At 40.7% G+C, this 24,709-nt stretch carries 23 protein-coding genes; 4 read left to right on the top strand and 19 right to left on the bottom strand.

Features of this window, described 5'->3' with window-relative positions; all coding sequences use genetic code 11:
- Nucleotides 1–2 precede the first annotated feature (2 nt).
- Together NFS43_RS17715 and NFS43_RS17710 are read right to left on the bottom strand one after the other, a co-directional pair.
- Nucleotides 3–1,157 (bottom strand): Ger(x)C family spore germination protein, encoded by a 1,155-nt coding sequence (locus tag NFS43_RS17715; RefSeq protein ID WP_251554096.1) that lies wholly within the window; start codon nt 1,155–1,157, stop codon nt 3–5.
- Nucleotides 1,154–2,707, bottom strand: a complete 1,554-nt coding sequence (locus NFS43_RS17710) for a spore germination protein (RefSeq protein WP_251554095.1) — start codon at nt 2,705–2,707, stop codon at nt 1,154–1,156. The genes NFS43_RS17715 and NFS43_RS17710 overlap by 4 nt, the downstream gene beginning before the upstream one ends.
- Before the next feature lie 202 nt (nt 2,708–2,909).
- On the opposite strand from NFS43_RS17710, the gene NFS43_RS17705 reads away from it, so the two are divergent.
- A complete protein-coding gene (locus tag NFS43_RS17705) occupies nt 2,910–3,185 on the top strand; it encodes a YqhV family protein (RefSeq protein WP_251554094.1) in 276 nt (91 codons plus the stop codon).
- Between the two features lie 44 nt (nt 3,186–3,229).
- Here NFS43_RS17705 and ltaS read toward each other — a convergent pair whose 3' ends face one another.
- Both ltaS and NFS43_RS17695 read right to left on the bottom strand, forming a co-directional pair.
- On the bottom strand, nt 3,230–5,179 hold the full coding sequence (gene ltaS / locus NFS43_RS17700; protein ID WP_251554093.1) for a lipoteichoic acid synthase: 1,950 nt from the start codon (nt 5,177–5,179) through the stop codon (nt 3,230–3,232).
- A gap of 124 nt (nt 5,180–5,303) precedes the next feature.
- Nucleotides 5,304–6,512, bottom strand: coding sequence for an MFS transporter (locus NFS43_RS17695; RefSeq protein ID WP_251554092.1), 1,209 nt, complete (start codon nt 6,510–6,512; stop codon nt 5,304–5,306).
- A 207-nt stretch (nt 6,513–6,719) separates the two neighbouring features.
- Here NFS43_RS17695 and NFS43_RS17690 point away from each other — a divergent pair, with 207 nt between their 5' ends.
- Nucleotides 6,720–7,676 (top strand): D-2-hydroxyacid dehydrogenase, encoded by a 957-nt coding sequence (locus NFS43_RS17690; RefSeq protein ID WP_251554091.1) that lies wholly within the window; start codon nt 6,720–6,722, stop codon nt 7,674–7,676.
- A 47-nt stretch (nt 7,677–7,723) separates the two neighbouring features.
- On the opposite strand, the gene NFS43_RS17685 is transcribed toward NFS43_RS17690, so the two are convergent.
- On the bottom strand, nt 7,724–8,209 hold the full coding sequence (locus NFS43_RS17685; protein WP_251554090.1) for a hypothetical protein: 486 nt from the start codon (nt 8,207–8,209) through the stop codon (nt 7,724–7,726).
- A gap of 154 nt (nt 8,210–8,363) precedes the next feature.
- On the opposite strand from NFS43_RS17685, the gene NFS43_RS17680 reads away from it, so the two are divergent.
- Nucleotides 8,364–9,122: an acyl-[acyl-carrier-protein] thioesterase gene (locus NFS43_RS17680; RefSeq protein ID WP_251554089.1), complete on the top strand. Its 759-nt coding sequence runs from the start codon at nt 8,364–8,366 to the stop codon at nt 9,120–9,122.
- A gap of 290 nt (nt 9,123–9,412) precedes the next feature.
- Here NFS43_RS17680 and NFS43_RS17675 read toward each other — a convergent pair whose 3' ends face one another.
- Genes NFS43_RS17675 through NFS43_RS17665 form a run of 3 tightly spaced genes read right to left on the bottom strand, consistent with a single transcriptional unit; the run spans nt 9,413 to nt 12,466 of the window.
- Complete coding sequence (locus tag NFS43_RS17675) at nt 9,413–10,441, bottom strand: tripartite tricarboxylate transporter substrate binding protein (protein ID WP_251554088.1); 1,029 nt, start codon at nt 10,439–10,441, stop codon at nt 9,413–9,415.
- Between the two features lie 24 nt (nt 10,442–10,465).
- Complete coding sequence (locus NFS43_RS17670; RefSeq protein WP_251554087.1) at nt 10,466–11,983, bottom strand: tripartite tricarboxylate transporter permease; 1,518 nt, start codon at nt 11,981–11,983, stop codon at nt 10,466–10,468.
- A gap of 15 nt (nt 11,984–11,998) precedes the next feature.
- Nucleotides 11,999–12,466, bottom strand: coding sequence for a tripartite tricarboxylate transporter TctB family protein (locus tag NFS43_RS17665; protein WP_251554086.1), 468 nt, complete (start codon nt 12,464–12,466; stop codon nt 11,999–12,001).
- 352 nt (nt 12,467–12,818) lie between these two features.
- Here NFS43_RS17665 and NFS43_RS17660 point away from each other — a divergent pair, with 352 nt between their 5' ends.
- The gene (locus tag NFS43_RS17660; RefSeq protein ID WP_251554085.1) at nt 12,819–13,286 is read left to right on the top strand and encodes a low molecular weight protein-tyrosine-phosphatase; all 468 of its coding nucleotides are present in this window, start codon (nt 12,819–12,821) and stop codon (nt 13,284–13,286) included.
- A gap of 140 nt (nt 13,287–13,426) precedes the next feature.
- On the opposite strand, the gene NFS43_RS17655 is transcribed toward NFS43_RS17660, so the two are convergent.
- From NFS43_RS17655 to NFS43_RS17605, 11 genes are all read right to left on the bottom strand, one after another.
- The gene (locus tag NFS43_RS17655) at nt 13,427–14,422 is read right to left on the bottom strand and encodes a Gfo/Idh/MocA family protein (protein ID WP_251554084.1); all 996 of its coding nucleotides are present in this window, start codon (nt 14,420–14,422) and stop codon (nt 13,427–13,429) included.
- A gap of 151 nt (nt 14,423–14,573) precedes the next feature.
- On the bottom strand, nt 14,574–15,809 hold the full coding sequence (locus NFS43_RS17650) for a hypothetical protein (protein ID WP_251554083.1): 1,236 nt from the start codon (nt 15,807–15,809) through the stop codon (nt 14,574–14,576).
- Nucleotides 15,810–15,822: 13 nt separating this feature from the next.
- Nucleotides 15,823–16,056, bottom strand: a complete 234-nt coding sequence (locus NFS43_RS17645; protein ID WP_251554082.1) for a hypothetical protein — start codon at nt 16,054–16,056, stop codon at nt 15,823–15,825.
- Nucleotides 16,057–16,068: 12 nt separating this feature from the next.
- The gene (locus NFS43_RS17640; protein WP_251554081.1) at nt 16,069–16,815 is read right to left on the bottom strand and encodes a hypothetical protein; all 747 of its coding nucleotides are present in this window, start codon (nt 16,813–16,815) and stop codon (nt 16,069–16,071) included.
- Nucleotides 16,816–16,835: 20 nt separating this feature from the next.
- Complete coding sequence (locus tag NFS43_RS17635; protein WP_251554080.1) at nt 16,836–17,921, bottom strand: ABC transporter substrate-binding protein; 1,086 nt, start codon at nt 17,919–17,921, stop codon at nt 16,836–16,838.
- 4 nt (nt 17,922–17,925) lie between these two features.
- A complete protein-coding gene (locus NFS43_RS17630) occupies nt 17,926–18,738 on the bottom strand; it encodes an ABC transporter ATP-binding protein (protein ID WP_251554079.1) in 813 nt (270 codons plus the stop codon).
- 1 nt (nt 18,739) lies between these two features.
- Complete coding sequence (locus NFS43_RS17625; protein WP_251554078.1) at nt 18,740–19,753, bottom strand: FecCD family ABC transporter permease; 1,014 nt, start codon at nt 19,751–19,753, stop codon at nt 18,740–18,742.
- A 22-nt stretch (nt 19,754–19,775) separates the two neighbouring features.
- Complete coding sequence (locus NFS43_RS17620; RefSeq protein WP_251554077.1) at nt 19,776–20,678, bottom strand: Ig-like domain-containing protein; 903 nt, start codon at nt 20,676–20,678, stop codon at nt 19,776–19,778.
- Between the two features lie 354 nt (nt 20,679–21,032).
- Nucleotides 21,033–22,820, bottom strand: a complete 1,788-nt coding sequence (locus NFS43_RS17615) for an alpha/beta hydrolase family protein (protein ID WP_251554075.1) — start codon at nt 22,818–22,820, stop codon at nt 21,033–21,035.
- Between the two features lie 28 nt (nt 22,821–22,848).
- A complete protein-coding gene (locus tag NFS43_RS17610; protein ID WP_338150621.1) occupies nt 22,849–24,117 on the bottom strand; it encodes a M20/M25/M40 family metallo-hydrolase in 1,269 nt (422 codons plus the stop codon).
- Nucleotides 24,118–24,259: 142 nt separating this feature from the next.
- Complete coding sequence (locus NFS43_RS17605; RefSeq protein ID WP_251554073.1) at nt 24,260–24,511, bottom strand: hypothetical protein; 252 nt, start codon at nt 24,509–24,511, stop codon at nt 24,260–24,262.
- Nucleotides 24,512–24,709 lie beyond the last annotated feature (198 nt).

Genomic DNA, 24,709 nt, shown 5'->3' with positions numbered 1-24,709 from the left:
TGTTATTTCCTTTCAATCGTTCCTGAATTCGTGGTCCTCTGTATATCAGCATCCACATGGATATTCACTTTTAGCTCCGGGAGTATGGTATCCCACTTGTCCTTCCAATTGTTCTTCCATTCATGATAGTGATTCCGGTAGACATACCAGCCAAATCCGAATATATCCGCTCCCTCGGAATGGGCATGATCCAGAACGGTTTTAACATTTTTTTTGACCATAGCCTCCATGTTTTTTATCATTAAATTATAGGTTTTGGGGTCTTCAATCCTTAAATCAGGCTCATTATCCAACAAATTCCCGCTCGCTCTAATAGAAAGATCAAAGGTAGGTTTGCCATCTTTCAGCCGGTACCTCGTTTTAACGCTGCTATCAATTATTTGAACTGTTATTTCCTTATTTTTCAATCCATTGAAGGTAAAGCTTTTTTTATTCATCCTATCATTAAGCCACATTACACCCTGTGATTCACTCTTATTCGTGGTAAACAGCATTTTGTCATTCTTAAAAATGGCATAACTGCCCATCAATATCTCTTTTCCGTCTTTTTCCTTCTCTGTTGTCCCAGTGGCTTCAATATAGGGAAGGATAATTTCTTTGCCTGGACGGTCGAAATCCTGAAATGCGTCCTTAATTTTCATGTTTATTGTTGTTTTCGACATTTCCCGAATGGCCTCCCCTGCAAATTGTTCCATTCTGGGCTGTGCTTTCAACATTTCATATGCTTCACCTTTAGATATGACCAAGAAGGTGGATAATCTGGACTGTGGATGAATAAAAGTAGAATTCAACGCTTCTTTGATTCCTTGTCTCGCTAAGTCCTCCCCTATGATGTACACCCGTCTATGGCCAAAAAAGATATTCCTTGATAGCCTTGCTTGTATATCCTCTATGCTTTGCCTTATATTATCACCTGTTCCGACTAAGACAGCAACTGGCCCCTCTCCGCTTGTTCCTCCGCCCCCGCCGCTTGAACCTGCACCCCCAAGTGAACTTGGCAGAGGAATTTGTACAGCCACTCGATATCTGTCCTGCCCCACCTTATCCACGCCAGAGGCAATAACAAAAGCAAGATCATTGATTTCTGTCCGATCCCAACAGCCAGTTAGAAAAAGGATTTGAGACATCAGGATGAGGATCAATCCATGTTTTTTCATGAGGAGCTCCCCTCTTCACTTAACTTTGCGGCGGATGTTTCTTTCGACTGCCTAATAATATCTTCCTTAACCAGCTGTTCCGGCCTTCGGTCCATTGCCCACCATGGAACCCTTAAAAATACATCCTTTAATGACTTTACGGATAATGGAGCAAGTGGCCAAAAGTATGGAATGCCAAATGATCTTAGTTTGCAAAGATGGGTAAGAACGGTCAAAACACCTAAAACGACCCCGTATAAACCAAACATGGCGCCAAGGAATATTAACGGAAAGCGCAGCAAACGAAAGGCGATCGACATATTAAATCTGGGAATGGTGAAAGAGGTAATCCCAGTAAGGGAAATGACAATAACGGTTGGAGCAGAGACAATTCCTGCTTCTACGGCTGCCTGTCCAATGACGAGCGCTCCTAATATTCCCACCGCCTGCCCAATCACCTGAGGCAGTCTTATCCCGGCTTCCCTTAGTGCCTCAAAGGATAATTCCATAATCAACACCTCAACAAACATCGGAAAAGGGATCGATTCCCGGCTCGCTGCGATCGACAAAAGCAGCGATGTTGGAATCATCTCTTGATGATAGGTGGTTACGGCCACGTACAAACCAGGTAATGTAAGAGCGATAAACACAAACACTAATCGCAGGATTCTTAAAAATATATAAATCTGAAACCTGCCATAATAATCTTCACTGGCTTGAAAGAATTGCCAAAATGTGGCCGGCATAATCAACACAAATGGTGTCCCATCGACAATAATGGCCACCCTGCCTTCCAATAAATTGGCCGCTACCGTATCAGGACGCTCTGTATTTTGTATTTGCGGGAACAAACTCCAGGCGCTGTCTTCAATAAATTCTTCAATATAACCGCTTTCCAAGATTCCATCGATTTTTATTTTATCAAGTCTTGAAATCACTTCTTCCACTAATTCTGGTGCGGCAATGCCCTCAACATATAGAATCGCGATTCCGGTTTGTGTTTCTTCACCAATATCCTTAGATAAAATTTTCAATCGATTAGAACGGACTCTAGACCGGATTAATGCCGTATTCACCCGCAGCCTTTCTGTAAACCCTTCCCGTGGCCCGCGGACGGCAGATTCTGTCTGTGGCTCGGATACTGTTCTTCGGTCTCCTCCTTTCGCATCAAAAACAATCCCTTTGTTGAGTCCCTCCACAAGCAGCACTGTATTGGCTTTTAAAACATTGCTTACCACATCGTCCAATTTCGTAATTTCATTGACTGAGCTTAACGAAAGGACCCGTTCCATCAACAGGTCTACTGAAAGTCTTTCTTTTTCCACTTCCTCTAGTAACTGCCGAATTCCATGCAGCTCTACTGACTGAGAATCAATAAATCCATCCACAAACAGGACGTATGCATGGGCTTTACCGGCAATAATGGGGCGGAATACAATATCTGAACAATCCTTAAAAAGTTCCTTCAATATTCTTATGTTTTCAGTCAAATCAGTACTGATTTCTTTATGTGTTTCGTCAATTGCCATAGCATTTGAATTCAAACGTTTAAATTTTTTAAAAGTCTTCATCACGTATAGCTCCAAAGATTATTTTTTGACTGATGGCTTGAATCCCGTATGCCTGTTCAGCGTAAATCAGTTTTTAATATAACCCACTTTTAGAAAATTATCCCTTGGAATTCAAAGCCAAAATCGAGTTTTGAATTCTTGTCCTTCTATAACTAAAATTCAAACATATAATGGGGATGAAATCTTTTTTAAGGAGGTTCCTATGTTTATTTTTATTGAAAAAGCGGTATTAGGAATGGCCTTGTTAAGGGTGCTATCGGGAAGCATCGAAATCTTTGCGGCATTGTTAATGCTTAAATTAAATTCTGTTGAAAAGGCGCTTATGGTAAACAGTTCCCTTGCCCTTGTAGGGCCAATTGTTTTGGTCCTAACCACTACAATAGGAGTTCTAGGAATGGTAGGAAACATATCGTTGATAAAAATCGGCTGGATTTTTCTTGGTGTCAGCTGCATTCTCATTGGAGTATTAAAAGCATAAAAAAAGCTGCCTTAGGATATTCCTAAAGCAGCATCTTAAATGTGTCATTCAGTCGTTTCATCTTTTTCATTATAGTCATATTTTGTCCGGTCTACCTGGGTAAAACCTTTCGGAGTATAGAATCTAAGCAAGTCGCCATTCACTACCTTATCCGAAATCGCTAATTTCTGTTCGACAATTGCTTTATATTTATTCGCCTGTGCCAGTTGATTTTCAGCCAATTCCATCCCAGTTCGGGAATCATAGAATTTGCCGTTGACAGATGTCACATCAGGACTTACATAATCGCCATTTCGGAACGGAACAATTTGGTCATGCTGTTCGGATAACAGATCTGTACCTAATTGGACATATTCTTTCGTGTCCACTCCCAGCAAATGAAGCAATGTTGGAAGCAGGTCGACTTGGCCTCCATATTGATGCTGGATTCCGCCTTCGATACCTGGAACATGAATCAATAAAGGAACCCGTTGCAGCCCTGTACTTTCAAATTCATTAATCTCTTTTCCCATCACTTTTGACATAGCTTTATTATGGTTCTCAGAAATGCCATAATGGTCCCCGTACATGATAATAACAGAGTTATCATAAAGACCCGATTCTTTTAGATAAGCAAAAAATTGCTCCAATGCTTCATCTGCATACCGGGCTGTTTGGAAATAGGTATCGACTGAAGGATCTCCTGTTGTATGCGGAGCAATGGTTGCTTCCTCTTCCTTCAATGGGAAAGGATAGTGATTGGATACTGTAATAAATTTTGCATAAAACGGCTGCGGCAAGGATTCCAAAAGCGGAATCGATTGCGAAAAGAATGGTTGGTCCATAAGGCCATATTCAGCTAAATCTTCAGGATTCATCGTATAATTCTTGGAATCAAAGAACTTGTCAAATCCAAAGGACTTATATATTTCATTGCGATTCCAAAAGCTTCCTGAATTGCCATGGAATACTGCTGACGTATAGCCCTGCTGCCCCAGAATAGCCGGTGCTGCCTGGTACGTATTTAGGCCTTTCGTTGTAAAGGCAGAACCTTGCGGCAATCCAAACAATGAATTTTCCAGCATAAATTCGGCATCTGCCGTTTTTCCTTGGCCCGTTTGGTGGAAGAAGTTATCAAAATACAACGTTTTTTTATCTCTTGTAAGTGAATTTAAAAATGGCGTCACTTCTTCCCCGTGAAGCTTATAATTAATGAGGAAATTTTGCATCGACTCCAAATGAAAATAAATCACATTCATTCCTTTTGCTTTGCCAAAATAGGCCGGGTTTGGAGCCGCATAATTGGACTTTGTATAATTTATCACTTCTGTCATATCATCACTGTCTGCCATTACTCTTTGGGCAGAAGCCTTTGTACTCTTCACTGCATCGTAAATGGTGTAATTATACATACCTAAATATTTCACAATATAGTTGCGGTCGAACCCGCGAGTCAATAATTGAGGACGGTCCGCTTCTGCTAAAGATAAATTAATAAAGGAGATAGTTAAGGCTAAAGAAATAATTGCGGGCAGCTTTCGACGGCGATTCCCATCGTTCTGTTCCATCTTTATAACGTGAAAAGCCAACAAGCCAATTAGCAATATAATATCAAGAAAGAATACAAAGTCGTAAGGCTTTAACAAGGATACAACACTGCCGCTGACGTCACCGAAATTTTGTGTCTGGGTGATCGTAGGCAATGTAATAAAATCATTGAAAAACCGGTAAAATAAAATATTGGCATATAATAAGAACGATAATAAGAAATCGATTATCATCAGCGAAATATACTTTTTCCTGCCTTTAAAAAAGAATGAAAGGCTTAAAAACAGGATGGATGAACCTAATGGGTTTATAAATAATAGAAATTTCTGCAAGGAGTTTTCTATACCTAAGTCAAATTGGGTTAATTGGGCTGTAAAGGTTTTAATCCAAAGCAAAATGACAGCCAAAAGGAAAAAAACATTAAATTTTTGAAAAAGATGCTGACCTTTGTTTCGTATATTATTCATCAATTTGCACCTCGCCTTCCAAAGCACTATTATGACATAAATCTAATGGTTTTTGTCAAGCATATTGAAGCCAAATCGTCTGTTATTTAACTAAAATAGGAAATATTTCCTTGCTCCAACGATTTCATTTTCCAGGAATTAAATCCCGTTTTGCTGTACCTCTAATTTCTTTTCCTTTCCAATATGCCGTACCCGTTGCTGCCAATAACAACAATCCAGTTACCATAAAAACAAATTGGGCAGGAAGAATTCCACCAATATATCCGCCGATGACCGGACCGATCATGCCGCCGATTTGATTCGCGGTTTGGTTCAGGCTGAACGCACGTCCGCGGAAATTTTCCGGTGTAGACTTCACGACTAGTCCATTTAAAGCCGGGAAGACAGCACAGAAAAACACGCCATAAATGAAGCGAATGATCGAAAAGCCCCAAATCTGGCTAAACAAAATTTGGGCTAACGTCCCAATACCTCCACCAAGCAATCCGATGACAAGAACACGATGGAAGCCTGCCTTATCTGCCCAACGTCCCCAGAACGGTGCAAAAAGAGCACTGGCAATTCCCGGCAGTGAAAATACAATTCCCGCTAACAGAGAAGCATTTTCAGCTGTCCCCCCCAATTTAACAATATATAAGGGGAGAACCGGTTCAATCGTCATAACCGAACCGGAAGTCACAATGGTTAATAAAAGGACAAATACAAATGGACGGTAGGTCCAAGCTTGTTTTATATCATTTTTTACAGATCCCTTTTGTTTATTTGGTTTAAAGTTCTCTTCCTTTACCCATAAAACCACAAGAATGGTGGAAATAAACACAATCAATCCCGCACTGCCAAAAGCCAGCCTGTTTCCAGCCAAATGCGCTATTGCCCCGCCTAGCAGGGGACCAACTATATTGCCTGACGCAGAGGCTGTCGAAATTAAAGATAATGCATATCCCACGTTCTTGTTGGGTGTATTGGTTCCGATTAAAGCAATTGCACCTGGAATAAATCCTGTCAAAAGCCCTTGGGAAATTCTTAACGCTAATAGCTCATAAGGATTGGTCACAAAGGCAGTAAGTGAATAAATGACAAACAAACAGAATCCTGCCCGAATAATCATAGGTTTACGGCCGTACCGATCGGCCAAACTTCCCCAAAACGGAGAAGAAAGCGCACCTGAAAAAAAGGCTGCACTGTATAATAATCCTGACCATAATTCAACATGCTGCGTGACTCCGATTTGCGGAAGAAAGATTGGCAAAAAAGGGATCACCATTGAAAAACTTGCTGATGTAAAAAATACTCCGATCCATAACACATATAAATTACGCTTCCATATTGGCATTCTGTTCCATCTCCAAGCATATCCAATAAAAAATTGTTATTTTATACAGGCTATCATACCATAAAGCCTAAATATTTTGATACCCGAAATATTACAACTTCCAAAAACATTATTTCCCTAAAAATGTTTATTTCTTGCTTTTTTTTATCTATCGTTTAAAATAGTTTGAAATTAGTGAAAATGGGTTTTATATAAAGGAGAGGTACGATGCACACATCCCATCAGCCAAACATTCTAGTGTTCCATCCAAAACAGGCAAAAGCCTATGCAGACTATATTCGCAGCCATGGTTTTTTAAGGGTAACGGCAGCAGCTACATTTGAAGAGGCAGAGAAAAATCTGCCAGGCACAGAGATGATCTTGGGGTGGAAATTTCCCACCTCCCTTTTAAGTGATCAAGTTGGTTCAGATGTCCGATGGTTTCAATCAATTGGGGCAGGAGTAGATGATCTAGTGACTGATCCTTTGATCCCGAAAGACATCCTGCTGACCAGAATCATTGACCAATTCGGGCCTGCCATTTCTGAATATGTTTTTACCTATCTATTGTATATCGTAAAAAATGTCCCGCGTATGAGACAAGCTCAGTTAGATTGCCGCTGGGACCCCTTTGTTGCGGATTCACTCGCAGGGAAGACCATTGGGGTAGCCGGCTTAGGATCAATTGGAGCAGAAATCGTGAAAAAAGCGCGGGCTTTTGATATGAAGGTATATGGGTTAAGTCAAAGCGGAAAACACAAATCGCTGGTCGACAATCATTTCGAAGCAAATGATTGGGTGGGGTTTGTAAAAGAGCTGGATTTTTTAGTACTGACACTTCCATTAACAAAGGAAACCTATCACATCATTAGCACAAATGTCCTTCATGTTATGAAACCATCAGCCTGTCTGGTCAATGTTGGACGGGGTGCATTGGTTAATGAAAAGGATTTGTTTTTTGCCCTGCAATCGAACCGTCTCCAAGCAGCCGTTTTGGATGTGTTTGAAACAGAGCCGCTGCCTGCAGACCATTCCTTTTATCTGATGGAAAATGTCTATGTCACTTCTCACTTGTCTGGCCCAAGTACGGTTGAGGGCGTAGGTCAATTTTTTATTGACAATCTTGATCGCTACCTCAAAAATCAGCCCTTAAATGGAATAGTAGATCGAGTACGTGGATATTAAATGCGAAAAGCTGACTTTTAGGTCAGCTTTTTTATATAAAACAAGGTTTATTTATCTTTCTTTCGTCTAAAGCCTTCTTCTACTAAAAATATTTCTGCCTCTTCATAGGTAGCGAAGGTTTCTTCCAGATTGAGCCCGTAATAGATATTCCAGAAATCATCTTCGTTCACTAAAAGCAGCTGTAGATTTTCTTCGTTTATCCAGCGTTCCTCTGGATTTTCTCCGATGATTGCCTCCTCTTCCGCAGACAATTTTACAGCAGACAAACTCGCTATTGACGCTTTTATAATTTGTTTAAGTTCGTCAGCCGAGAAGTTCCGGATATTCACCATTCCTTTATCATCGGTCCGGTAATCAGGCAGCAAGCCTGCATAAATAAAGCCATTTCCGTTTGGATGCAGATGGTATACAACATTTTTCTTATCAGAAATGCTTTCTTTAAACTGGAAATTCACCCGTCCTAGAGAGACATTTACTCGTTCTAGTTCTGGGAATGTTTCGATAATCGCAAGTTTTTCTTCAAAAGTCAGCATGTTAGCCTCCAGTTTTTATTTCATATTATAGTATTATAATCGAAAAAAAGGCAAAGGGATATGCCGTTTCACCTAATAATCCACTTTCTTAGAGAACCGAATTATTCTGTGATAAAATTTAATGTAAAAGATATCGAGCAAAGGAGCCTATTACATGGAAACTGTAACCTCCCTCTATAAAAAGAAGTATCATATTGATTTAAGAGACGTTGATTTTACAAAACAGTTAAGGTTAAGCACTCTCTTTGTCTATTTTCAAGAAATAGCCAGTCTGGCTTCCGAAAATTTAGGGTTTGGGATTAATTACTTAGAAAAAGAGTTTGGTGTCGCTTGGATTTTAACCAGAATTCGAGTGGAAATAACTAGAACTCCATATTGGGATGAGGAAATCACTATCGAAACTTGGCCGCTTGAGCCAGGAAAAGTGGAATTTGACCGGGACTTTCTCGTAAGGGATCAAAATGGCAAAATAATCATTAGAGCAGTTTCAAAGTGGGTCATCATGGACATTCATTCGAGAAAATTAAGAAGAAGTGACAAGATTGGTATCTATTACCCGGATAACATCACCGAAAGGGCAATTGGCGGCAGGTTAGAAAAACTGAAGGACTATGGCAGTTTGGAAACAGCCTATACCAAAGTAATCGGCTACAGTGATATCGACTTTAACGGCCATCTAAACAATTCCAAATATGTCGATTTTATTATGGATTGTTTCGATGTGGAGGACCATAAAAACTACTCCATTAAAACTATCGATATCAATTTCCAACACGAAGCATTGCCTGGCGATATCATCACACTTCAAAAGGATGTCTCGGCTGCAGACCAGAATTTAATCTATATCGAGGGTGTAAATCAAGCCGAAAATAAAGTCGTGTTTAAAGCACAAACCGTGATCGCTGCAAAATAATGCAAAGGCTGGCCTAATCAGGCCAGCCTTATCTTTTTATTGTCTGTGTTTCGGCAATATTGGCTGCATTGAGTTATTTGGAAATAAACTTCCATATTTTGTAGAATGGTTCCTTGTTTTTGTAGAATCCTTCCCTATTTTTGTAGAATTCTTACTATTGTCCTGAATTTCCACTACACATCCGGAAATTATTTCCAAATTTTGTAGAATAAAAATAATTTTTGTAGAATCCCTCTCTATTTTTGTTGAATAAACAAAAGTTTTGCAGAAAAAACCGAAACAACCCGGCTTTATTTCCGGATTCCCGCTTCTTCAGCTAATTTTGTATATCTTTCTTTTTCCTCCTTGACCGCTTTTGCAAATTCAGACGAATTTAAATAAGCTGGTTCAAGCTTGATTTTTTCCAGTTCCTCAATAAAAGCTTCATCATTTTGCATTTGCCCCACCGCTTCATCCCATTTCTTAACGATTTCATCCGGCGTTCCAGGTGCGAAGGACAAACCAGTCCACCATTGGACAGTTAATTGGTCAAAGCCCAATTCCTTTACAGTTGGGACATCAGGAAATAAGGGATTCCGTTCATCCGATGAAACAGCAAGCAATTTAATTTTCCCTGCTTCTGCCAGAGCAGCCAGTTCACCCACTGTGTGGACCGCCAAAACGACATGGCCGCCGGCTACTTTTGCGGTCGAGTCAGCTGCCCCCTCCGAAGACACCATTGAGGTCTTTTTAAAATCTGCCCCAATCGCCTTCAGCCATTCTGCCACTCCGAATGCAGAAAATCCTGAGGGTCCTACACTAGCCCATGTTAATTTTTCAGGATTTTTCTTTACCCATTCAGAAAACTCTTTTAAATCCTTCCATTCCGCATCTGCTTTTACCCCAAAGGCCAGCGCTCCTCCGGCAATTCGGGAAGCGAATTTATTATCGTCAATAGTCAAGGTAGGATTTGAATTTCCTGCTTCATACATAGTAGTCGAGGAATTATTATTCACCAATACCGTATATCCGTCGGGCCTCGCCTCCTTCAACGCGTACTGGGCGCCAATAATCCCTCCTCCCCCTGGTTTATTCGTGACAACAATGGGCTCACCCCATTTTTCACTTAAATAGTCTGCAACAGCACGAGCTGCTAAATCAACACCACCGCCTGCAGCAAAAGGCACCACCAGTTCAATTTGTCTAGTCGGATAAGCTAATTCTTGTTTTTCGTTCCCACCTGAAGTTGATGGTCTCGAAGTTGTGCTTGAGGAGCAGGCAGCAAGTACAACCGCAAGAATAAAGGAGTAAATTGCGGCTCGAAGCGATTTCTTTCTCAAAATAAACCCTCCCCACAAAATGTGTTATGAAAATTCCATCTTTTCGCCCGTTTCTTGCATGAGTCTTTTTTTGGTTCTTTTCATCAAAAAGATCGATATAACTAAAAAAACAACGGCCAATAATAAAATGGCAAGAGAAATGGGACGCTCCACAAAGATGAATAGGTTGCCAGACGACATTCCCATCGATTGGATAAAGGAGCTTTCAATTTTAGGTCCGAGTACGGTGCACAAAACAAAAGGGATAATCGGCCAATGAAACTTATGAAACAAGTAGCCAAGTATCCCAAAAATGATAGCAACTGTCACATCAAACATGCTATTGCGCACAGAATAAGCTCCTAAAACACTTACTAACAGAATGATAGGCGCCAATATGCCAAACGGAACCTCTGTCAATTTTGCCCACAATCCCACCAAAGGCAAATTTAAGACTAAAAGGAAGATATTTCCTAAAAACATTGATGCAATGACCATCCAAACCATTTGGCTGTTTTGTTCAAATAGGAGCGGCCCAGGAGTTAATCCATAAATCATCAGCGCGGCTAAAAGAACCGCCAGTGGCGGAGAAGCTGGTATTCCCAGCGATAACAACGGAATAAATCCGCCTGAACTGGTTGCATTGTTGGCTGATTCAGGACCAGCCACCCCTTCAATGGCTCCTTTACCAAATTTTTCAGGCTGCTTAGATAACTTTTTCTCCAAATCGTAGGATAAGAAGGAGGTGATCGTTGCGGAGATTCCTGGAAGGATTCCTAAGAAAAAGCCTAATAAGCTTCCTCTTAAAATTGCATTCTTACTCTGCTGCAAATCTTTTTTCGTCGGGTACACCCGTTTTATTTTCACACGTTTTCGTGCTGTCCGGTCTTCCTCGAGACCTTTTAAGACCTCCGTAATCGCAAATAAACCGATGATGATGCTAACCATGTCAAACCCGCCGGTCAGAAAACTAAAGCCAAAATTGAACCTTGGCATGCCCGTCGTCATGCCGATTCCAACGAGAGAAACAAAAAAACCGAATAATCCCATCAAGATTGATTTCCGCAATGAGTATCCAGTCAAATTAAACAAGACTAATAGGGCAATTAACATCAATGTAAAATACTCTGGGGGACCAAACTTTAACGCTTGATCCGCTAAAAACGGGGCAAAAAGGACGAGCCCAAGCAATCCAATAATTCCTGCAGAAAAGGAACCAATGGCAGCAATGCCAAGAGCTGACCCCGCTCTCCCCATCTTAGCCAGCGGGTATCCATCCAATGTCGTGGGTACGGATGAAGATTCACCGGGTATATTCATTAAAATGGCCGTAGTTGAGCCGCCATACATCGATCCATAATAGATTCCGGCCATCATCATCAGTCCTTGAGCTGGTTCAAGAATGGTTGTCACCGGCAAGAGAACGGCAATGGCAGATGTCGGGCCAAGTCCCGGAAGCACTCCGACCAAAGTGCCAAGCAAGGAACCAAGCAATACAATGAATAGATTAGAAGGTGTTATAACTTCACTAAGCCCGCCCCATAAATACATGATCGTTTCCATAAATGGACCAGCCTCCTATAAAAAAGAAAAAATGCCTACTGGAAACGGAGTTTTTAAGATCACAATAAAAAGACCATACAAGACAGCAGTTATCAGTCCTCCAATCAAGACGGCATTCATCCAGCGATTCTGGGCGATCAGCTTTATTAGGATAATAGATACAACCAGCGTACTTGCTACGTAACCAAAATATTCAATTAAAATGCAATAGATAAATAGGAGGATGACGGAGGCAGACAATTTAAATCGCTTTTTTCCAGTCGGCAAAACCGAATGGGATTCCTCTTGTCCTTTTTTTTCCACAAACAGGCTTATTCCGACAGCGACTAAAAGGATTCCTATGAATCCTGGCAAGGCATGATCTCCTGTTACAATGTTCACGCTATACGGGTATAATTTGTACGCTTCGTAAATGGAGATTAGTCCAATCAATATGGCAATGGATCCGCCTATTTTTTTCTCATACTTAGCGTGAGCAGCCATAATGGATCCCCCCATCCTGGAGATAAATTGACAAGACATAGGACAATCAAAAAATGGCCTGCAACGTTCATTTCCTTACTAAACATTGCATGGCCTTCAGTGGTCTGATCGGACCTTCATTATTAGAGTTATTATTAAGGAGAGATATGCTTTGATTAATAGTGTCCGTTTTTTGAAGATAGCGAGGAAGAAACGTTTATTAATATTTATTGTGACTTACCCTATTTCATAACCAAATTAATGATAATATTGCCTCATTTAGGAGGAATATTCTTTTCCTTTATCTTCATTTATATTATGCTAGGGGTATTCGTTATCCAACTAGTAAACGTGGAAAAAAGGAGTTAGTTAGATGATTCATGTTTTATTCGTCTGCCTCGGGAATATTTGCCGATCCCCGATGGCTGAAGCTTTATTTCGTGACTTAGTAAAAAAGGAAAATTTAATCGATAAAATCACTGTCGATTCTGCTGCAACCAGTTCCTGGCATATCGGTGCCCCGCCGCATAAAGGGACCCTTACGATCCTGAAACAATACAATGTTTCTTCCGCAGGATTAGTCGGGCGGCAGCTGACCAAACAAGACTTTGATCAATTCGATTATATAATTGGAATGGACATAAGCAATGTGAGAGACATTGCGAAGATTACCGGCCAGCCAAATCACCCTAAAATCATCCGCTTGCTCGATTTAACAGATGACAAAAAGGATGTGCCGGACCCTTATTACACAGGAGACTTCCAAGAGACGTATGAACTCGTTTTAAATGGCTGCCGGGCACTGTTCGAAAAAATTCGCAAGGAACATAATTTGGCTTAAAAGACAATGGACTGTCCAAAAAACAAAAAGGTCAAACTCCACCCCGCAGTATATAGATGGTATTTTGAAAAAACCCTTCTGTATCATTGGTCTAGGTGTGGAGTCAGCCCCCTTCATGGACAGCCCCTTTGTTTTAACTGTTAATCCTTTGGATAATACTTTTTCACCATTTGATCCATAACCCAATTGGTTCTTGCGCCCGTAATACCTGTACTTGGGCAAGCCATGCCACTTCCAGTCAACTCCGATACAATGGTTTCAACAAGTGGCTGATGTACATGCTGCGGAGGGACAAAACTCCATTTTTCCATACCATTTGTTGTCGTTAAAATGACGGGATCATTTCCAAAGGTAGAATAGGTGATTTTCCCCCTGCTGCCCACTATTTCATTGATATCCACATTTTCATAGGCAGAGAAACACCAATTGCCTGTTCCGTGAATACCTGATTCAAAAAGAAAAGTGCCTGTGACGATATCTTCCGCTGTATAAAAACCTGCTTGATTCGAAGCAAACCCTTCGACAGCTTGGATGGGTCCAAGCAAAAAATCCAGCATGTCAAGGGTATGGCTTGCCAAATCAAAGAACAATCCCCCTCCTGCCAAATCGGGCTGTACCCGCCAAGGAAGACTTTTTGAATCCTTCACATCTTCTGAAGCTTTACGGTACTGTGTTGCAGTAACAAATCGAACGTCCCCAATTGCCTTCTTTTCTAGCAGTTCTTTAACTTTTAAAAATTTTGGCTGTGCCCTGCGATAATATGCCACGTATAGAGGCACGCCCGCTTGCGCACAAATATCCACCATTTCCTGGCATTCTTCCAAGTTTCTTGCCATTGGTTTTTCAACATACACAGGCTTTCCAGCCATAGCGGCCTTAATGGTATATTCTTTATGCGACCCAGGTGGTGTCGCAATATATACAACATCTACCTCACGATCATGAATTAGATCATCGGCATTGTTATACCATTTTGGCACTTGATGCCGTTTTGCATAGTCCTTAGCCAGTTCACCTGTTCTCCGCATAACAGCAGCCAGCTCAGAGTTTTCAACCTTTTGAAATGCCGGCCCGCTTTTTACTTCTGTCACATCACCGCAGCCAATAATGCCCCAACGGATTTTATCAAATTTCATAGCAGTATCTCCTCGCAGATCAAGAATAAGAGAGTTAAAAAACTTTATCGATATCCTTATATTGTAACAATCTGCTAGGAAATTTTATAGTGATAGTTTTTTAAGAAAAGAATAGTTTTTCCATTTACTCCACGCAGCTTTCCCCATAAACTTATTTGCTATTTCCTCGCAATCTTGGTACAGCAAACAGGCTGATTCCCAAAATGGCAACAAGCGCCCCTGCAAGGAGCCAGTTAAACATATTTCCTGCTGTGTCAGGCAATTCATGCTGTACAGCTGCATTAGTGTTTTTTGCCGTGATTTCCTTGCCGTTGCCATCATTAGTAACGGGTGCCATATCATAGGTGACATGCCATTCTGTGACAGCAGTATTACCAGCAGGGTCTGTTGATGTGACTGAAATGGTGTTTTCCCCTTTTACAAGTGCAATTTCCTGACTGAAGGCGCCATTTGAATCCAGTTCAGCTGCTAATCCATTGATCTTAACAGCTGCATCCTTTTCACTTGTTCCTTTAATCGTTATTTTATCCATGTTTGACACAAAGTTATCAGCTGGTGAATCAATCGTAATCACGGGTGCAGTATGATCATAAGTTACCTGCAGTTCCGCAAAAGTTGTGTTATCCAATTCGTCTGTTGAAGTAATTTTGATTTTATTTAAACCAGGTAAAAGAGTTACCTCTTGAGTGAACAATCCGTTTTCGTCAACAGTTACACTCTTTTCATTTATTTTTACGATACTGCCAGCTTCCGTACTTCCGGTTACCGCTATCGTTTCCTTATTTGTCAAAGTACTATTGTTTGGTGCAGTAACTCTTAAGATGGGTGGGGCAGTTTCCGTTTTAATGGTAAACGTAATCGTTTCTTTATGTCCCAATGTAGAGGTATTATTGGCTGATAATGAACTCTTTATTGTAAGGGTATATTCTTTGCCTAGTGTTAACGGTTCAACAGGGCTGATAAAAATGTTCCGTTTTTCATTCGGATTGGCATTGGCACCTTCGTCGGGAATCCGAGCCACATGAATGTCAATTATATTCGAGTCTGAATCTGTAAGGGCAAATGCTTGGCTATTCGTAACCCATACCGTATCATTTACAACATTTTTATTAAATGTAACTTTAATAACAGGATTGGGATCCACCGTATTGCTTCCCTTAATTTCTTTTCCCGTCGTGGAGACATTGCCGGTAATCGTGGTCAGATAGGCATCGACTAACAAAACTGGGTCAGGATTGCCGCTTCCATCTCCAGAACCGCCCCCATTTCCGTTTCCAGCTCCACCTCCATTTCCGCCGCCTGCAGCGAATGCAGACCCAAAAACACTAAAAATCAGCCCAACGGAAAGTAATCCAATAAACAAATTCTTAAGCCAAAAATTTTTCATCATGATTTCCCCTTTAAATAAATTTTGGAAATTTCTTATAGCACGTGAAACCTTCCGGGTGCCAACGACGAAAGCGGCAGTTGCAACAAGTCATTTGGCCCTCATAAACGATTTCATCCTCAACATCCATTTGAAAATCCGGGCAGTTTTCAGCCATTAACACGGTTTCATCATATACGTCTTTACTCTCTATATCTCCCCAAAAAACTAAAACTCCATTATGTAACTTCAAATTATGAATTGTCATAAGCACCTCTGTTTAATATTTTTTAAGTGTTCCTCCCATGCTTGGCTGCCACATGGTCTCCCCATCAAAATTTGCAGGCTCAACCAGAAGAACCGGCTTTTGATTCAGGAAAACACTTTTAAGTTTATCTCCTACTCTAACTTTTTGGTCATGATCCAGAATGAGACCAGACTCGGTTCGAATCATTTCTATGCTTGTCTCATCAAGTATTTCTTGAACAGTAACGGTCAGTTTGTCAGATTTCAATTTATGGTGTCCTTTAAATCTTCCATCATTGCCCGTTAACCTTAAACCAACTCCAGCTAAAGCTCCAATGACCCCTTGTCCAGTACCTCCATGCTCTGAAAGATGAATAGATAAGCTTTCTGCAAGCTGATAGGCTTGTTCTTTTGTTAGGACTTCACGTTTTGCTTTTAACCCGAACTCAACGATTTCGTGTTGCTGCAGCTGTGTTAGGCGTTCGGGCATCACCACACATAAGCCTGGGTCCGAACCTTCTGCACTTTCTGCCTCTAACTGGAGAATAGCACCTTGGATGACAGACTCTAGGCATTCTTCTTTGATTTCGGCAGTAAAGCACATAGAACTATTGTGAGATGTATATGGCACATCAGGATGTACGAGCAATTGGTGGCGGGTAATACTTTGACAGTTTCCCCAGCCGCTTGTTTCTATTACTCCAGCAATCTCGCTGGCGATAGACCCCGTCCCTTTACTTTCAATATTATCTGTGTCATCGATACATAGGAAAATTTTCATGATTATCCTCATTTCTATACTTATTTGGCTAACCGCATATCTTTGCCCGTCAAGATTTTTTCAACTTCAGACTTTCTCGGTTTATAGTCAAAAAAATCTTTATAGAATTTTTCTGTCATTCCTTCCATATCTGTGTCTTCAAACTTATCAGGATACAAGGTTTTGGCTGTCCATAAAATGGCAAGCGGGGTTTCCAAGCCTCCCGGATGCCCCCAGCGGGAAACACCATTAGGCAGTTGATAGACTTTTTTCTCTTTAACAGCTTTTAGGGTTTGCCACTGACTATTATTTAGAATATAGTCGGCGACCCCATCTTCATTGACAAGAATCACATCCGAATCCCAAAGCAATATCTGTTCTAAGTTCGCAAAATACTTATTTTCGATTAGTTTTAAATCCTCACCAGCAGAAACATCAATGGCTCCTGCCAGCCTAATCCATTCAGCTGGCAAAGAGTCAACCGGGTCTGTCCTAGTGGCTTCCATGACAGAATGATAGACTTTAATCCTGTCTTTTTCAGGAATATCTTTCACTTTTTCTGAAACCTGCTGAATAATTTCATTATAAAAACGGTTAAACTTATCTGCCTTGTCTTCCCGTCCAATAGCTCTTCCGATCATGTCGATCGATTGCTGCTGTTCCTTAACCGAATGAAAGCTAACAACCAAATAAGGAATCTTTAACTCCTCAAGTTTTCTTACTTCCCCATCATCTTTGACGGTTTCCTCTTGAATAAAAACCAGATCAGGATTTGCCTTGGCAAGCTCCTCTATATTAATTTTGCCGCTAATATTCGGGACGGAAGCGTCCTCTATTGCAGGATTGATTTCAAGTAAGAGGGTATCCCGCTTTAAACCATTATTAACAGCAACTATTTTATTTCCATCCCCTAACATGGTAACGACATGCCCGGTATAGGCATATAGACAAGCAATGCGATTGACCTTTTTAGGTAGGGAAACTGAGCGTCCCAAATAATCGACGACAATATTTTTTCCGCTGTCCAAATTGTCAGACTTTTGGGCTTCAGCATTTGAACATGCTGCTAAAATAAGGTACACAAAAAATAAAATCAAGCACAGCTGAACTTTTTTCTTCGTATTCAAAACGTCACCTCCTTGCTAGCTCAATTGGAATAAGTCCCTTCACCTCTCTTTGATCATCGGTCTTAGAGGACATTAATTTTGAATGAATTTGAAATGTCTTTAACATATTCGCTTCAGTTAAAACCTCGACGGGATTTCCAACTGCTTCAAAAACTTGATTATTCATTAAGGCCACCTTCGTGCTAATCCCGCAATTTTCAAAATAAAAGGCATGGTTTGGGAAGTGGGTCGCCATGATAATAGAGATATTTTTCTCTCTAATTAAATTCACAATGGTTTCTAAAATCATTAACTCATGACGAAAGTCTAAATGGGCTGTCGGTTCGTCCATTAAGATGATGGGTGTTTCCTGTGTTAAAGCTCTTGCAAGCATCACCAGCTGTGTTTGCCCGCCGCTTAGCTGCGTATAAGGTTTCTCTTTTAAATGAATTAATCCCAGAGTGTCTAAAGCCCTTTCTGCTATCAGCCTATCCTCATGGGAAGGAGGAGAAAATGTCCCGGTGTACGCTGCTCTCCCCATAATGACAACGTCTATCACCTTATACGGAAAATTTTTCGTATGGCTTTGAGGGACATACCCAATGCTCTTTGCCAGCTCTACTGGTTTTATTTTATTGATAGATTGATTGTTTAATAAAATTTGCCCTTCAGCCGGCTTTAGTGACCCTAGAATACATTCGATTAACGTTGATTTACCACAGCCATTTGGGCCAAACAAGCAGAAAATCCCGCCAGTTTCAATTTCGAAGCTTATGTGGTTAAAGATAGTTGTTTTTTCATAACCGAAGCTTAAGTTCTCTATTTTTAAAACTGCCATCCTATGACCATCCCCCTGCTTTGCGTTTTAATAGGTAAACAAAGAACGGAGATCCAATAATTGCTGTTAAAATGCCTAAAGGTATTTCAGAGCCTGTTAAATTCCTTGATATAAGATCGATCAAGACTAAATAACAAGCCCCTATCGATAAACTTGTTGGAATTAATAACCGATTATCATTCCCTACAAGCATTCTGCAAATATGGGGGATAATTAGCCCAACCCATCCAATGATGCCGCTGACACAAACTGCGCCAGCGGTAGCCAAGGTGGCGCAAGCAATTAACATTCCTTTTAAAAAAACTAAATTCACACCTAACGACCTTGCTTCTTTATCACCCATTGATAAAATATTTATTTGCCATCGGATGGCAAGCAGCCCCGTCATCCCCAGCACCATCGGCAAGCCAGCAATCATAATATCCTTGTAACTTGCACTTGCTAAACTTCCCATTAGCCAGAATGTAATTTTAGGCAGCTGATCATACGGGTCAGCCCAATATTTAACTAAGGATATAAGAGCTGAGAATACTGATGATACGATCGTACCGCCTAAAACGAGCATGACTGCTGGTGTTGTTTTATAGCTTCTCCCAATAAAATAGCTTAGAATCACAGCTGTAATGCCAAAGCTGAATGAAAAAATATAAATCATGACACTATTATTGAAAAGCAGTATTGCTAGAGCAGCACCAAACCCTGCACCAGGACTGACTCCTAAAATGCTTGAACTTACCAGCGGATTACGAAAAACCCCTTGGAATGCGGCACCGCTTACTGCAAGACTTGCTCCTACCAAAGCCCCTAATATGGCACGAGGCAATCTTATGTCAAGGACTATTGAGGCCGCCATCTCCGTGGTACCGTGTTCCGATATGCCAAGCTTATACAATAGGACACCAAAAACGTCAGCTGCATTTAAAGGATACCTGCCCAGCAGCATGGAAAAGAAGATACAAAGGATGGGCCCAGTGATCAAACTAAATATAACAATTGACTTCTTAATTTCTGCCACCTTCTTACTATTGAAAGGTATCCTATACCGCTCTTTTCTTCTTTTTGTAAATATAAATAATTACAGCAGCTAATATTACGATGAAAGAAATCCCCACTGCCGGTAAAAAGATATTCTTCTCACTAGACTGATTTTCAATATTATTTTTAGTATTTATGGTCTCCGCTGCCTCATAAGGGGTTGGTTTCTCAGACTCCAAATTTGTTTGGGAAGGAACAGTTTCTTGAATGTCGGTATTGGTTTGCTGTTCGCTGCCCGTATTACTTTCACTTGTTTCTGTTTGTGTTTGTGTTTCTGTTTTTGTCTCTGCTGCATTCGCCACAGGTGCGGATGTGTTTACCTGCACTTGATTGGTGTTATTGGCGGCAGGCTGCTGAGTCTCAACCTTTGGAACAGGAGCGGATGACTTTGCTGTGGTTTGTGCGCTTGCAGAACTATCAACAGAAGGTTTTGTTCCTTCAGTAGTAAAGGTAATTCTGATTTCCTTGCCTGTAGCTACACCACTTTTTGACTTTAGGTTTTCACTGATTATTAAATGATAAGTCTCAGCTTGAGATAGATTTGCTTTCGGAGTAATAATGGCATCATTTCGTCCTGCAAAATCAATTTGATCGTCTGCAAAGATGACATTGATAGGAACAATGCCACCTGCTGAATTCTGTATTGAAAAACACTTTTTATTATTTTCATTGACAGTCATATTGACAATATTCTTACTAAAGGTTAACTTGATTTCAGGCTTCACTGGAACACCGACGGCCCCATCATTAATTGAAGATGACACCAACATTAAGCCTTCTGCTTTACCGCCACCGGTTCCGTCACCCTCCGCAAACGCTTTCTGACTCATCATAAAACTTGAAAGCACCAGAAAAAACGCTAGTATACCTACTTTTAGCACATGAAAATGTTTCCGGTTTCCCATCCGATTCCACCCTCTCTATTGGTTCTTTTTTACAAAATAACGTAATAACCCTTTATGTAATGATATAGTCGTTCCCATCATTTATTAAAAAACATTTAATGAGATTCAAACGAAGACTCACATTAAAACTATTACTAGTATGAATTAAGTAGTATATTTGTGGCTATGCTTTTTATCACTAATTATCTAGTATAGTTTGTTTTTGTTATGTTTTATTAAGTTTTGTTAAGTTTTTTAATTATAGCACACGGTTGCTTCATCCAAGAAAATGTTTATGGAATTTTCTGATTTATCATTCAAAAAATGTATTTGAAGATAGAAAAAGACCCGCATAAAAACTTGCGGGTCTAAACTTTATTCAGCTTTCCCTATATGCTCATCAAGGAAATCAGCAACACCTGTATAGGCTGTAATATTATTTTGAAGCTTTACAAAGAAATGTCCCTCGTCTTCAAAGCGAATATAGTGAACCGGATGATTTCTGTCCTTTAATTCCTTTACTATCTGCTCCGTTTCTTCAATTGGCACACGCGGGTCATTCGCTCCATGAAGCATCATAACTGGACATTCAATGTCATTGGTCCGGTGAATCGGGTCAATTTCATCGAAAAACTCCCCATCCGTTTCAATGCTTCCGTATTCCGCTTCCCTCAGTTTCCGGCGCCAAACACTAGTGTTTTCGAGGAATGTCTTAAAACTTGATATTCCGACTATATCAATGGCAGCCGCCCAAAGAGAAGGATAGTGTGTGATCGCTGCAAGAACCATAAACCCTCCGTAACTGCGTCCCATAACGGCGATTTTTTCAGGATCTGCATTCCCATTTTCCTTCAGCCATTCCACCAAGACCGTTAAATCCTTGACAGAATCCATTCGTTTTCTTACATCATCCAAATGGATATAAGTCTTTCCATATCCTGAACTTCCCCTTACGTTCGGTGTACACACAGCATAACCACGGTTGATGAAATATTGAAGAAATGGGTTATAAACCGCTCGGATTTGCGATTCCGGCCCGCCATGAACAAAAACGACAACTGGTAATTTCCCTGAAGCCTGTTTTGGTTTGTAATAAAACGCAGGAACCTCCAGTCCATCAAACGATTGGTACGTGATTAACTCCGGTTCGACCAACTGTTCTTCCACAATCGGCAGTCTTGAAACAAACGTAAGCCGTTTTGTTTGTTTCGTTTGAATATCAAGTTCCCATATATCAGATGGTTGGGCAGGACCGTTAAAGACAAAGGCCAATTTCAGATTGTCAGGAGAGAAAGTTAATTCCGAAATAACTCCCATTGGCATCTGCCAGGTTTCAAAAGCCTTTTCTTCTATGTGATATAGGACCCCTTTAGATACTCCGCCAGCATTGACCGTATAAGCTAACCGATGCTTATCTTTGCTGATGGTAAGACCTTCCAAATCCCAATCCTGCTGGTCAAGCCAGCTGATTTCTTTGGTTGCAATATCAAGTACAGCTAGTCCCGTAAATTCACGGCCTTTATTTGTCAACACGTATAGTTGGCTGCCGTCTTGATTAAACTCTGGATGCTCAAATTTTGCCTCCCCATCATGCGGCGTCAGCCAGGTAACCTTTCCAGAAGCAATATCAAGCAATCCTAGGTCGTTATCCAGATTGGAATTAACCTGTTCAATTAACAAGGCTTCCCCGTCAGGTGACCATCTCAAAGGACGAAACATGCCATCCCCTTGAAAAACCTGCTTGAATTCATGCGTTTCGAGACTCTGTATATAAATGTCAAAATAAGCGGCATGCCTTCTATTGCTCGCCCAAGCGATCCAATTCCCATCAGGAGAACTTCCGCCATAGTGATGAATATGGTCTAATGAATCCGTTAGTTTCTGTGACTCACCATCATCCTTCAACAAAAAAAGCTGCTCCTTTTCATTTACACCTGCGTCCATACCGATTATTCTTTTTGAACTTCCTGCTATGTAACGTACAAACATAATTCTTTCTTCAGTAAAGGATGTCTGTGATGGCCATCCTCCCGTTAAATTGAGCTCCCATACTTGAGGCAATCCAGTAAAATCAGTTATAAAGCTAATGTTGCTGCCATCGGGATGGTAGACAGGGCAACTTGCCGTCCTAACATGCAAAAATGGTTGAATCCCTATATTCATTCCAGCTCTCCCCTTCCTCGGTAAAAAATTATGGTCTTTTTGATAACAATGGCTGGCTTAATTTGTCCACTCCGACCAAGCCAAGAATGGTTAAAAAGATTTTTTGTACACCATAGTAAGCATCTGTCGGGTCAAAGTATTCCTCAAGGGTATGGCAGCCGCCAAAATCTCCGCCCCCGCCAAGCGTAGCTGCTGGAATTCCAAGGCTGATTGGGACATTGGAATCGGTACTGCCTGCCTCTTCTAAAATCGGTTTGAATCCTAGTGCAGCAGCTGAAGCAAGAGCTGATTGAACGATAATACTCTCCTTAGGCTGAGTGCCAGCTGGCCTGTCTCCCACAAGCTTAATATCCACTTGAATCTCATTAGTTTCCCAGCGCTTATTTTCTTCTTTGGCAGCATTTTTTACGATTTCCAACACCTTTTCTTCTAATTCCGATAATGCTGCTGGAGAAACTGACCGCATATCAATTAGCATTTCTGCACTGGCTGAAATCGTATTGATAGATGTGCCCCCCTTGATGGTTCCTACATTAAAGGTTGTTTTTGGATCACTTGGCGTTTGGATATCGCTGATTTTGGCGATGGCTCTTCCCAAAGCGTGAATAGCACTTGGCTTTCCAAAATCGCTGAAACTATGCCCGCCTGCTCCTGTATAGGTGACATGATATCTCCGGCTTCCTGTGGCAAGATAGATAATCCTTTCTGGAGCCCCTGGTTCTATGGAAATAAAGCCGTCGATATCCTTATGATTTTCAAAAAGCGCCTTCACACCATTTAGATCTCCCAAGCCTTCTTCTCCAACAGTCGCACCAAAGATGATGTCACCAATTGTATGTATGCCTGCTTTTTCAATCGCTCTTAACAGCGTTAATACAGAAGCTAGTCCTCTTCCATCATCCGCAATACCGGGTGCGAAAATTATTCCATTCTGATTATTGGCTTTCACATTTGTTCCTGCAGGAAAGACGGTATCAAGATGTCCGCTCACAACTAAACGCGGTCCCTTTCCCGTCCCTGGCCGGATTCCAAACACGTTGCCTTGATGGTCGATTTCGACATTTTGAAGTCCGTATTCTTTCAGCCTTCTTTGATAATCCAAGCCACGCTTCTGCTCCTGAAACGTTGGTGAAGGTATTTCTGTTATCGCTATTTGCTCAATAGCCGTGTTTTCGTTATCTTTTTCAAGAAATTTAAGACCTGCCTTAACTTTTCCATCCACCATTAATTGCTCATAAACCAATCTAGTGGATTCTGAAACTAGTTCTGAATCTGTATTTCGGCTAATAGTGTCCAATTTTGTTTCCTCCTTGTTGTTTAGCTTCTTTAATATTTTAATATATTCTGATATTTTTTTAAATTTTTTCTACTCAACCTTCATTTTTACATTTTTCTTTTTTATTAAAAAGGTACTACTCAAGCTACGGAGCAGTACTTACTTAAGGTTCCAATACTAAAAGATATTGAAGATGACTAGGTGATATCGGGGTAACCGCGACAACCTGATAGCCGATACTTAACAATTGGGATAAGTTTTCAGCACAGTTTGGGCGCGGCGGTTCATACGGTGCATGATAACTTTTATAAAGGTTTATAAATTGATTATTATTCGTACAATGCAGCAAGATCACATGCCTGCCGGTCCATGCTTGACCGATTACTGGACCGTGCTGTATCTCCCTGTAACTCATATCAACACCCTCACTATTTAAATACTATAGGTTATGAAAATTACCGATTCTTTGGTTCTTGAAATAGATAATTTTAGCTTTTCCCAGTTCAATCAAAGAAGGCAGTTTCTAAAAAACTGCCCAGGCTGTCGAAAAACCTTCGACAGCTTTTATTTTATCTTTATTCTTTATTAATTCACCGCGTTAATATGATATAAT

The organism is Neobacillus muris (assembly GCF_943193175.1).
GTDB classification, from domain to species: Bacteria; Bacillota; Bacilli; order Bacillales; family Cytobacillaceae; genus Neobacillus; species Neobacillus muris.
Note: the sequence above shows the minus strand (reverse complement) of the source record. Positions and strands in the feature narration are given on the sequence as shown.

What these genes read in the sequence shown, in the direction of transcription:
- NFS43_RS17715 (WP_251554096.1), bottom strand. Translation starts at nt 1,157, where the DNA reads ATGAAAAAACATGGATTGATCCTCATCCTGATGTCTCAAATCCTTTTT.
- NFS43_RS17710 (WP_251554095.1), bottom strand. Translation starts at nt 2,707, where the DNA reads ATGAAGACTTTTAAAAAATTTAAACGTTTGAATTCAAATGCTATGGCA.
- NFS43_RS17705 (WP_251554094.1), top strand. Translation starts at nt 2,910, where the DNA reads ATGTTTATTTTTATTGAAAAAGCGGTATTAGGAATGGCCTTGTTAAGG.
- ltaS (WP_251554093.1), bottom strand. Translation starts at nt 5,179, where the DNA reads ATGAATAATATACGAAACAAAGGTCAGCATCTTTTTCAAAAATTTAAT.
- NFS43_RS17695 (WP_251554092.1), bottom strand. Translation starts at nt 6,512, where the DNA reads ATGCCAATATGGAAGCGTAATTTATATGTGTTATGGATCGGAGTATTT.
- NFS43_RS17690 (WP_251554091.1), top strand. Translation starts at nt 6,720, where the DNA reads ATGCACACATCCCATCAGCCAAACATTCTAGTGTTCCATCCAAAACAG.
- NFS43_RS17685 (WP_251554090.1), bottom strand. Translation starts at nt 8,209, where the DNA reads ATGCTGACTTTTGAAGAAAAACTTGCGATTATCGAAACATTCCCAGAA.
- NFS43_RS17680 (WP_251554089.1), top strand. Translation starts at nt 8,364, where the DNA reads ATGGAAACTGTAACCTCCCTCTATAAAAAGAAGTATCATATTGATTTA.
- NFS43_RS17670 (WP_251554087.1), bottom strand. Translation starts at nt 11,983, where the DNA reads ATGGAAACGATCATGTATTTATGGGGCGGGCTTAGTGAAGTTATAACA.
- NFS43_RS17665 (WP_251554086.1), bottom strand. Translation starts at nt 12,466, where the DNA reads ATGGCTGCTCACGCTAAGTATGAGAAAAAAATAGGCGGATCCATTGCC.
- NFS43_RS17660 (WP_251554085.1), top strand. Translation starts at nt 12,819, where the DNA reads ATGATTCATGTTTTATTCGTCTGCCTCGGGAATATTTGCCGATCCCCG.
- NFS43_RS17655 (WP_251554084.1), bottom strand. Translation starts at nt 14,422, where the DNA reads ATGAAATTTGATAAAATCCGTTGGGGCATTATTGGCTGCGGTGATGTG.
- NFS43_RS17650 (WP_251554083.1), bottom strand. Translation starts at nt 15,809, where the DNA reads ATGAAAAATTTTTGGCTTAAGAATTTGTTTATTGGATTACTTTCCGTT.
- NFS43_RS17645 (WP_251554082.1), bottom strand. Translation starts at nt 16,056, where the DNA reads ATGACAATTCATAATTTGAAGTTACATAATGGAGTTTTAGTTTTTTGG.
- NFS43_RS17640 (WP_251554081.1), bottom strand. Translation starts at nt 16,815, where the DNA reads ATGAAAATTTTCCTATGTATCGATGACACAGATAATATTGAAAGTAAA.
- NFS43_RS17630 (WP_251554079.1), bottom strand. Translation starts at nt 18,738, where the DNA reads ATGGCAGTTTTAAAAATAGAGAACTTAAGCTTCGGTTATGAAAAAACA.
- NFS43_RS17620 (WP_251554077.1), bottom strand. Translation starts at nt 20,678, where the DNA reads ATGGGAAACCGGAAACATTTTCATGTGCTAAAAGTAGGTATACTAGCG.
- NFS43_RS17615 (WP_251554075.1), bottom strand. Translation starts at nt 22,820, where the DNA reads ATGAATATAGGGATTCAACCATTTTTGCATGTTAGGACGGCAAGTTGC.
- NFS43_RS17605 (WP_251554073.1), bottom strand. Translation starts at nt 24,511, where the DNA reads ATGAGTTACAGGGAGATACAGCACGGTCCAGTAATCGGTCAAGCATGG.